The 10,148-nt window shown below is 43.4% G+C and carries 10 protein-coding genes and 1 pseudogene; 4 read left to right on the top strand and 7 right to left on the bottom strand.

Annotation, left to right across the window (positions count from 1 at the left end; all coding sequences use genetic code 11):
- Positions 1 to 244: 244 nt before the first annotated feature.
- Together ACH2DQ_RS13590 and ACH2DQ_RS13585 are read right to left on the bottom strand one after the other, a co-directional pair.
- Entirely contained in the window at positions 245 to 757 is a 513-nt protein-coding gene (locus ACH2DQ_RS13590) for a GNAT family N-acetyltransferase (protein ID WP_394912711.1), read from the bottom strand.
- A 218-nt stretch (positions 758 to 975) separates the two neighbouring features.
- A complete protein-coding gene (locus ACH2DQ_RS13585) occupies positions 976 to 2,001 on the bottom strand; it encodes a zinc-dependent alcohol dehydrogenase family protein (protein WP_394912710.1) in 1,026 nt (341 codons plus the stop codon).
- A gap of 299 nt (positions 2,002 to 2,300) precedes the next feature.
- Here ACH2DQ_RS13585 and ACH2DQ_RS13580 point away from each other — a divergent pair, with 299 nt between their 5' ends.
- The 4 genes from ACH2DQ_RS13580 to ACH2DQ_RS13565 all read left to right on the top strand — a co-directional run bounded on the left by ACH2DQ_RS13580 (position 2,301) and on the right by ACH2DQ_RS13565 (position 7,031).
- Positions 2,301 to 3,431 (top strand): ROK family protein, encoded by a 1,131-nt coding sequence (locus ACH2DQ_RS13580; RefSeq protein WP_394912709.1) that lies wholly within the window; start codon positions 2,301 to 2,303, stop codon positions 3,429 to 3,431.
- A gap of 145 nt (positions 3,432 to 3,576) precedes the next feature.
- Entirely contained in the window at positions 3,577 to 4,713 is a 1,137-nt protein-coding gene (locus ACH2DQ_RS13575; RefSeq protein WP_394912708.1) for an ABC transporter ATP-binding protein, read from the top strand.
- Positions 4,710 to 6,275 carry a glycine betaine ABC transporter substrate-binding protein gene (locus ACH2DQ_RS13570; RefSeq protein ID WP_394912707.1) on the top strand — a complete coding sequence of 522 codons (1,566 nt, stop codon included), beginning with the start codon at positions 4,710 to 4,712 and terminating at the stop codon, positions 6,273 to 6,275. The genes ACH2DQ_RS13575 and ACH2DQ_RS13570 overlap by 4 nt, the downstream gene beginning before the upstream one ends.
- 114 nt (positions 6,276 to 6,389) lie before the next feature.
- On the top strand, positions 6,390 to 7,031 hold the full coding sequence (locus ACH2DQ_RS13565; protein WP_394912706.1) for a TrkA C-terminal domain-containing protein: 642 nt from the start codon (positions 6,390 to 6,392) through the stop codon (positions 7,029 to 7,031).
- 28 nt (positions 7,032 to 7,059) lie between these two features.
- On the opposite strand, the gene ACH2DQ_RS13560 is transcribed toward ACH2DQ_RS13565, so the two are convergent.
- The 5 genes and pseudogenes from ACH2DQ_RS13560 to ACH2DQ_RS13540 all read right to left on the bottom strand — a co-directional run.
- Positions 7,060 to 7,821, bottom strand: a complete 762-nt coding sequence (locus tag ACH2DQ_RS13560) for an ABC transporter permease (RefSeq protein WP_394912705.1) — start codon at positions 7,819 to 7,821, stop codon at positions 7,060 to 7,062.
- Between the two features lie 17 nt (positions 7,822 to 7,838).
- Positions 7,839 to 8,600 (bottom strand): ABC transporter ATP-binding protein, encoded by a 762-nt coding sequence (locus tag ACH2DQ_RS13555; protein WP_394912704.1) that lies wholly within the window; start codon positions 8,598 to 8,600, stop codon positions 7,839 to 7,841.
- Between the two features lie 18 nt (positions 8,601 to 8,618).
- On the bottom strand, positions 8,619 to 9,080 hold the full coding sequence (locus tag ACH2DQ_RS13550; protein ID WP_394912703.1) for a DUF3021 domain-containing protein: 462 nt from the start codon (positions 9,078 to 9,080) through the stop codon (positions 8,619 to 8,621).
- Between the two features lie 10 nt (positions 9,081 to 9,090).
- A complete protein-coding gene (locus tag ACH2DQ_RS13545) occupies positions 9,091 to 9,531 on the bottom strand; it encodes a LytTR family DNA-binding domain-containing protein (protein ID WP_394912702.1) in 441 nt (146 codons plus the stop codon).
- A gap of 98 nt (positions 9,532 to 9,629) precedes the next feature.
- Positions 9,630 to 10,148, bottom strand: a pseudogene (locus ACH2DQ_RS13540) (peptidase); the annotation flags it as partial.

The raw sequence follows: 10,148 nt of genomic DNA, 5'->3' as shown, positions 1-10,148 counted from the left end.
CAGTTTCCCACGCCCATCTTTTCGTACACTACCTGTCTTATACAAAGCGTCCTTAATCAGCAAAACCCAAATATAAAGCATAGAGCAAGGCACTTAAACGTGTTCCCTATAGTATTAGTACCTGATGCAATTAGTTCAGCCCAGCGGTATTACTTCTAAGCAGGCACACACCTGGCGCAGAAATCAGATACTTCATTACCATTTTTAACCAATAAAGTGCAGTTGCGTTGATCACCTGAATGTTTTACCTGATTGTTTTACCTCCATATTCATCTACAATGATTTCATAATCAATATTATCGCCGGCAAACTCAGCTATGCCGTCATTTTTTCTTACCAGGACTTTTTTAAAGCCAACGCTCTCATACATTCTTTGTGCCGGTAACAAACCGGCATTGGTATTTACTATTATTTTTATCACATCACTCTCCATGATTCTGTTGACAGCTTCCTGAAGCTGCATCTTCCCATAGCCTCTGCCTTTGTATTCTCTTCTAATACAATTATGCCCGACTGCTGCATACTCCGGCATATTTCTCGGGTCCCAAGAAACCATTCCGATTGCTTCCCCATTTAAAGTAGTGATAAATCCGTATTTATCTGCAATCTGAAGATTGTCATAGAAAAAATCATCAAACTCCTTCCAGTCGGCACCCCAGCACTGAACCATTCTTTCATCAAAAGAGTAGGCATCTGTTAATAACTTGCATATGGTTCCTCTGGGGAATCCGCTCACTTTCCTGAATTCGATACACATAAAGTATAACCTCCTTTATTCCCCGGGCAACGATTCTGACAGATGTGTGATCACATCCATTTAGCAGCTGCCCAGGGGTATTTGACTTAATTCGTTTCTTTCGCAAAAGACCTCACTTCGCTGCCTGTAACTTTGTTTCATTATACTTCATTGATCCCCAATCTTCAACCAATTTTAAGACAACAACACCCCTGCCTTTTACAGCAGAGGTGGCAAATTTACTTTTCAGGAGAAATAATGTACTTTCCATTGGCACGCAATTCCGGTTTGCTCAATACATCTTCCAGGGATTCCAGTCCACAGACTTCATAGATCATGCTGCTCACATCCAGGCGTTTGGAATCAATCAGATCCAGAGCACGCTTTTGTGTATAGGGGTTGATAAAAGATGCTTTCAGCACCAATTCCTTCTGGAAGACTTCGAATGGTTTCACTGAAATGGTTTCATCCGGCTTTGTCAGTCCGAACATCATAACCACCGCCTTATTGCCTGCAATATCTACTGCCTGCTGAATTGTGGACGGCCTCCCCACACATTCAATAACCGTATTGATCCAGGTCATGCCTGCAGCTTTCAATGCTCCTTTTACATCTTCCCGTACAGGGTCAATGCAGATATCTGCACCCAGCTTTTCAGCTACCGCTCTTTTATTCTCCACAGGTTCCAATAGAGCAACTTTAGCTGCTCCTGCCAGTTTTGCAAGCTGCATCATCAACAGTCCGATCATTCCGCCTCCGATTACCACAACCTGGTGTCCCGGCTGAATCTCACACATGTCAATTCCATGCAGACAGCAGGCAACCGGCTCCGCCATAGCCCCCTGTTCAAAGGATGTATTCTCCCCCAGCTGATATACCTGTCTTTCATTTACTGCACAATATTCCGCAAAACCTCCGTTTACGGTAGTACCGTATCCGATCATATTCTCACAGTAATGAGCCACGCCATTTCGGCAGGGTTCACAGGTTCCGCAGTAACAATTGGGATCAATGCATACCCGGTCCCCTGCTCTGCAATTTTCCACTTCCGCTCCGGTCTCTACCACCACACCTGAAAATTCATGTCCCAGAATCGTTGGCGGGGTTACTTCAGCAGCCCCCTTATCCCCCTCATAAATATGTACATCCGTACCGCATACTCCACATGCTTTCACCTGAATCAACACATCCCTGGGTCCGATTTCAGGCTTCTTCGCTTCTTCGATTCTTAAGTCATGCTTCCCATAGAACACTGCACTTTTCATGATCTTCCTCCATTATTCATTCTTATATATAGCACTTATACGTAACACCTAATCATAAGTAGAGTATATAACTTAATATTTAGAATAACAATAGACTTTTATTCCAATATTTTGATTGTTTTCTTGTCTATATTGCATAATAATTAATTTTAAATTGCAATTTAAATTCAAGCATACTATGATATAAGATACTAGAGCGTGTTTCATATTTCTTTTCATCAAACGAATGCTCCATCTACCACACCCCAGCGTATTTGCAGTCAGACCGATGAAATGAATAAAAGACGAAGGAGGGTTCTATGAGCGATAAAGGAATGACAACGATGGCGGTCAAAAAAATTAATAAGAATAAAGTGTATTCTTTTATCCGGCAGGAGGTCACTACATCAAAACTTCAGATTGTCCAAAAGCTGCAAATGGGGCTATCTACTGTCAGCCAGAATCTAAAAATATTAGAAGAAGAAGGTCTGCTTGAAAAAAATGGCTACTTCGAATCTACCGGAGGACGCAAAGCCCAGGCAATCCAGATTCGCCGTACAGCCAGAATCTCCATTGGGATTGGAATTCTAAAAAAAATGGTTCATTTCGTAGCGATTGATCTCTATGGAACTGTAATTTTTGATTCCACACAGGACATCCCTTATCAGCCTTCCCTTGATTACTACCGGCAGCTAGGTCTGGAACTTGAAGAATTTATTTCCGAAAATGACCTGGACCACTCCTCTATCCTGGGGGTATCTATTGCCACTCAGGGGATTATTGCTCCCGATGGACAGTCCGTGAGCTACGGCGTGATTATGGATAATATTCAGATGAAATTGTCTGATTTTACAGAATTTATTACTTATCCCTGCCGTCTGGAACACGATTCCAAAGCAGCGGCATACCTGGAACTGTGGAACCATCAAGAAATAGACAGTGCCGTTGTTCTTCTGCTAAACCGCAATATGGGCGGCTCTGTCATTACAAACCGCCAGGTCCACCAGGGCATTCATATGCACAGCGGCATTATTGAGCATCTGTGTATTACCCCTGACGGACCAATGTGCTACTGCGGATGCCGGGGCTGTCTGGAAACTTACTGTTCTGCCAATGCATTGGAAAATGCCTCCGGCATGGGCATTACTGCCTTTTTTCAGGAGTTGGAAAATGGTGGTTCCCGCTGCCGTCAGATATGGGACGATTACCTGAACCATTTGGCATTCGCCATCCGTAACCTGAATATTATGATAGACGGTTCCATTATTATCAGCGGATATCTGGCTCCTTTTTTTACCGAAGATGACGTAACCTATCTTCTGAATCAGGTAAATTCTTCGTCTCCTTTTACCCTTTCCAGAGAACAGATCCTTCTGGGAACCCAGGGACAATATACTCCGGCAATCGGAGCTGCACTGTATTATATCCGTGAATTCTTGCAAAATGTATAAATAAAAGCCAACAGAAGCCCTTATTATTAGAGCATATCTGCTGGCTTTTTTGGACCTATACCCAGAATGTGGCTTTTTGTACGCCTTGACAAAGTAACAACTTTACTATATGCTAAAAGTAGTTACTTTGAAAGGAGGCTGAAAAATGATTCAATTTGAACATATTACCAAAGCCTACAAAACACAACGGGTTTTGACAGACGTCAATTTTACCATTGACAAAGGCGAATTAGTTACTATCATCGGTGAAAGCGGATGTGGGAAAACGACGCTGCTTAAAATGATTAACCGGCTGATTAAGCCAAGCAGTGGTACCATTACCATCCATGGAAAGGATATTAAGAACATGGATGAAGTAGCACTGCGCAGGAAGATCGGATACGTCATTCAGCAGACCGGTTTATTTCCCCATATGACTGTTCAGGAAAATATTGAACTGATTCCCAAACTACAAAAGACAGATCCCGCTGAACTTGCCGAGAACACGAAGCAGATGATGCAGATGGTAGGGCTTGACTGCGATGAATTTTTAAACCGCTACCCCACTGAGCTTTCGGGGGGACAGCAGCAGCGCGTTGGCGTTGCCCGGGCTTTTGCAACGAATCCGGATATTATTTTAATGGATGAGCCTTTTTCCGCGCTGGATCCCATCACCAGATCCGATTTACAGGACGAGCTGATACAGTTACAATCCAAGCTGAAAAAGACAATTGTATTCGTAACCCATGATATGGATGAAGCCGTAAAAATTGCTGATAAAATATGCATTATGCGCAACGGCTCCATTCTGCAGTACGACACACCGGAAAATATTTTAAAGAATCCGGCTGACGAATTTGTCTCCCAATTTGTGGGACAGAACCGAATCTGGTCCTCACCGGAATTTATCAAGGTATCTGATATCATGATCGAAAAACCGGTTACCACAACAAAAGATATGTCCGTCTTAAAATGCATTGATAAAATGCGCCAGAACAAGGTTGACAGCCTGCTGGTAGTTGACCGGGACAGCAAACGGCTTTTAGGAATTGTTAAGGCAAGCCAGCTTAGAGGTGCAGCGGATAAAACACAGACTGCTGAAGTCTTCATGAAGCGGAATGTCCTGACACTGCAACCGGAAGAAAGCATCCTGGATACCATGAAGCTTGTTACAGAAAATCATTCCTCTACTGTTCCTGTCACCAATGCGGACGGCATACTCGTAGGGCTGATTACCAGAAGCAGTCTGGTAACAACACTGAGCCAGCAATATCTGGATGTGGGAGAGGAGGATGAAGAATGAGTTTTATTTCGTACATTCAATTAAATTATCTGCAAATCATTAGTCTGCTGGTGGAACACATTAAGCTGACAGCAATCTCTGTGGGATTGGCTATTTTAATCGGTGTTCCCCTGGGTATTCTGATTTCCTATGTGAGCAAAGTGAGCAAGCCGATTTTATCGGTGGCAAATATCGTACAGGCTATTCCAAGCATGGCGCTTCTTGGCTTTATGATTCCATTTCTGGGCATTGGAACAGTACCGGCTATATGCGCGGTTGTACTGTATTCCCTGCTGCCAATTATCAAAAATACTTACACCGGGCTTGAGAATATCAATCCACAGACCTTAGAGGCCGCAAAGGGAATCGGACTTACGCCTTTTCAGGTACTGACACGGGTACAGATTCCCCTTGCTCTTCCAGTCATTATGGCTGGTGTCCGCATCGCTTCGGTTACGGCGGTAGGGTTGATGACCATGGCTGCTTTTATCGGAGCCGGAGGCCTGGGCTATCTGGTATTTTCAGGAATCCGTACCGTAAATAACAACCAGATTCTGGCTGGTGCAATACCCGCATGTATTCTTGCATTGCTGGTGGACTTTTTAATCGGCACCGTAGAAAAACTGGTAACACCGGTCAGCCTGCAAAAAGGCGATAACAACATCAAGAAAAAGCAGCGGAAAATGCAAAAGGGCATTCTGATTACAGCCGCAGCGGCAACTGCAGCCATTCTGGTATTTACTTCTTTTGGAGGTGCCTCCAGCGATGGACGAACTATTACAGTCGGCTCCAAAGATTATACAGAGCAGGCAGTCTTGGGCAATATGGTTGCTGACTTTATTGAAGACCGCACCGATATTACGGTCAACCGGAGGGTGGAACTGGGCGGAACACAGGTCTGCTTTGGTGCTATGAAGACAGGGGACATTGATATGTATGTGGAATACAGCGGCACGGCATACAGCGATACGCTCCAGCATCCGCCGGTCAACGATGTGGAACTGGTCTATAATACCTCGAAAGCAGAACTGAAAGAACTCTATGATATTGATGTTCTGAAGCAGATGCAGTTTAACAACACCTATGTAATGGCTGTCACCCAGGAAACGGCGCAGCAATACAAGCTTGAAACCATCAGTGATTTTGCAAAAGTCGCAAACAACATGAAGTCCGGCACTGTATTTGAATTCTCAAATCGTGCTGACGGTCTGCCCGGCCTGCAAAAAGAATATGGATTTACCATTGGGGAAAGCGTGACTCTGGATGGATCACCCCGTTACACTGCCTTGATTAATGAGGACGTTGATATTATTGACGCCTTTGCAACTGACGGTCTGCTGAAAAAATTTGATCTGAAAGTGCTAAAGGACGACAAAGCCTTTTTCCCTCCCTATTATGCAATGCCGATTATCAGAGGGGAAGTTCTGGAAGAATGCCCGGAAATTGCACCCCTTATGGAAGAACTGGGAGGTTATCTGACCGATGAAGTCATGATGGACTTAAATTACAAAGTAGACGAATTGCAGCAGCCCCCGGAACAGGTGGCAAGAGAGTTTTTGGAAAGCAATGGATTAGTTCAATAATGAATGGATCTGACGCAATCCGGCAGTGTTAAAAAATCCTTGTGACCGGCGCAGGACTATGCTATATTAAGATATAATTTAGATATAATATTATATACAGGAGAGATATTTCACATGGGTATAAACAAAAGTGAAAAAGCAGTCCAGCTGCCGGTTTATCAAAAAATTGCGGCGGATATTGCTGCTAAAATTGCAGAAAGACAATACCTTGTGGGTGAGAAAATTTATTCCCGCTCAATAATTGCAAGTCAGTATTCCGTATCACCCGAGACAGCGCGCAAGGCAATCTGCATATTGGCTGATCTGGAAATTGTTTCAACAACAAAAGGCAGCGGCGTTACGATCCTGTCTCAGGAAAAGGCATGGCGGTTTTTACAGCAGTTTAACAGTGTTCAGACTATCCATAACTATAAAAAAGATTTGCTGGACAATATATCACGGCAGAAAAAAGAATTGGATAATCTTACGGAAAAGGTAGAAGCGCTGATTGAAAGCACGAACCGGTTTCAAATGCTGCATCCATTTATGCCCTTTGAATTTGAAATTCTTCCGGATATGCAGTGCGTAGGAAAAACTTTAGCCGAGCTGCGGTTTTGGGAACACACAACCGCAACTGTGATCGCAATCCGAAGAAATGATAAAATCTTAATTTCACCCGGTTCCTATGCTACATTAACAGAAAAAGACATTATATATTTTATCGGCGATGAATTCTCACCGGATCGGGTTAAAAACTTTTTATTGCAGGAAATTTAAACACAGTATACTTAATTCACTGGATATTTTAAGTCAAATCACTCTTCATCTTTCTGCCGAATACCAGTGCAGAAGCACAATAGATGATAAATGCATAAATCAAAATGATGCAAAGCGGTTTTGCCAAATTTTCAAAATTACCCTGAACTGCCATTCTGGCTCCATTTACGCCCTGATAAAAAGGTAAAGCATGTGCTATTTTCGTAATCGTCCCACCGATCATGTCAATATCCATCCATATACCTCCCAGCATACTGACCACAGTAATAATAATGGAGCATATCCCGGGAGCCGCTTTATCATTTAATAAGGTTCCAAAAAACATACCGATTCCGATAAACATAAGGGCGGACGGAATTAACACAAGCAGTCCGGCAATGAGATATCCAATATGAAAGCTGTACCCCGTAAACTGACCCATTACGAATCCTACGCTAAAAGTAATGATTACCTGGCAGACAGCGATCATGGAAATCGCCAGGGTGTATCCGCACACAAAATCAATGGGCCTCATGGGTGATGCATACAGCCGGATTAAAAAAGCAGTTGACCGGTCTTTGGAAACCTGAAGTGCCGTAAACAGCATTATAAATGTCAATCCAAAAACCTCAACTCCGGGCAGCAGGGACTGGATATGAAAAATCGTCATTCCCGTTTCATTTGGGATACTCCTGTCAATAACCGTCATGACAATTAGCATCACAATGGGAAATCCCAGGCAAAAAATATAACTAAGCGGATCCCGCAGCATTTCCTTCACAACTCTTTTCGCAAATACAATACTCCTCATTATAATCTCTCCTTTCGCTAAAGCGTGTCTGTTAATTCATTTCCACTATATGCAATCTGATTCTGTGCAATGGAGACAAAAGCATTTTCCAATGAGTCTGCAGCCGTCAGAACTTTCAATTCTTCTACACTTCCACAGGCTTTTATCTCTCCGTTCACCATAACCGCCACACAGTCGGAAAGATGTTCCGCTTCCTCCATATAATGGGTAGTAAGCACAATCGTCACTTCCCCTTTCAATGACTCAATATCTTTCCACAGCTCTCTTCGTGCAAGTACATCAAGCCCCAGGGTAGGTTCATCCAGATAGAGGATTTTGGGTGCGGTTATCAGCGCCATTCCGATACTGACTTTCCTCTGCCAGCCTCCGGAAAGTGTCTTTGCCTTCTGATTTTTCACCTCTTCAAAGGAAAACATCTGTATAATTTTATCCACCTGGGCTCTCACTTCCTGAGCAGACAGCCCATAGAGTTCCGCCATAAATTCCAGGTTTTCCAAAACCGTCAGGTTGGGTGCCACGGCCGTTTCCTGGGTAGAGAGGTTACTGATATTCTTTATTTCATTCATTTCATTCCGAATGCTTTTTCCAAATATAAAAGCGTCTCCGCCCGTTGGTTTGGAAAGTCCGCTGAGCATCCTGATCGTCGTGGTTTTACCTGCACCATTAACACCCAGCAGGGAAATAATACTCCCCTCTTCCACCTCCAGTGAAATATCTCTGACAGCTACTTTTAAGCCAAACTCTTTTCGCAGATTCTTAATTACAATTGCTTTTTCCATCTCTCCATCTCCTCTTTTTTATGATTGATTCAACTCTTCCAGTTTACGGTTAATTGCTTCAATATCCTGCCGGCAGATTCTGTACTGGATATACCAGCTTATGACATAACCGGTAACATAGCTGCATATAACAGTGATGGTTGACTGCATATATTTTCCAAATCCCCAGCAGAACATACTTACCGGAACCCAGACCGCAGATGTAACGATAAAGTACACAATGCTTTGCTTGACCAGACTCCAGCTTTTGATTTCCATTATCTCAGTCCCCATTGAAAACGACATTGCAGTAATGCCGATCAGCAGACATTGTACGCCAAACGCTATGAGATCTGATGGAAAATGTGCTGCAAATTCCGGAACTACCGGGGCGGTCTTCCCCTCCCCTATTGTAAAGGTCAGCAGAATGCCTAAAATGAGATTAATGGTTACCCCATACGAAAAGCTGCTCAGCCCTTTATAAATCGCCTTTTTAATCATTCACATCACCTCATATTCCCAATGCATTTTTGATTCTGGAAACGTATCTTCTGGAAGCATATGTTTCCGTTTCATTTTTAAAATAAATCCGTATGGTTCCTGCCAGGTCTGTATCCAGCCTCCGGATCTTCCTGATATTAATGATTTCGGAATTGGATATCCTTACAAAGTGGCTTCCATCCAGAATTTTTTCCAGTTCATACAGCCGCTCTCTCAACTGATAAGTACCCGTATCCGAGACGGCAAATACTTTTTTACTCTGTGAATAAATGCGGATAAGCGATTCACAAGGTAAGATCTCAGCGGCATTCTTTTCATATCCGGTCAGCGTGAGATTGACCGCCTGACCGATGGTCCGGACAAGATGGTCTGTGATCTGGTTCTTTTCATCACTGCATATATGAATTTCAGGCTGCTTATATTTCTTATCAATCAAAAGTTGTATTTTCATAGTTCCCTTTCCATAATGCGTATTAGAAATTGCTTTCTCACAGGCTCCAGATCGCTTTCCTTTGATATAACGGATTATCCCATTTTCAAATGACAAAGTCAATGCTGCTGCGACAACTGGTCATTTAGAGATGACAAATGGTATAATTCGCCTTCGTTGGCAGCTTCCACAATCACTTCTTCCACAGGTGTTTCCTCAGTAAATGCAATCTGGAAAACCGCCTGGGGCCAATTCAGGCTCGTTCTGGCATGTCTGCCTTTCTGCCGTGCCGTCTGTTCCAGCAATAACAGCAGCTCGGACAGCGTCTCCCTGGTCAGGTATCCGCCTCTCCAGTGAAATATCAGAGGCTTTCCCTTTCTGATTGCCTGTATTGTCCGCTTCGCTACATCCTCTGTTTTTGTAAAGGAAAGCTTCTTTTCCCGGTAGTAGAAGTGATTTCCCTCTTTACATGCGGGCACCTCATAGATCACCGGCTCATGATCCCGGAAAAACTGCTTATCCTCCAGATTAAAATAGTCATATCGGATTATTCCATCGTGACCCAGGCTATTGTCAAAGGTTACATCCAACTGATAGTACTTCCCGTCGATTCTAACGATGTTCCAGGCGTGGCGGTA

It is taken from the genome of Robinsoniella sp., from assembly GCF_034124845.1.
Note: the sequence above shows the minus strand (reverse complement) of the source record. Positions and strands in the feature narration are given on the sequence as shown.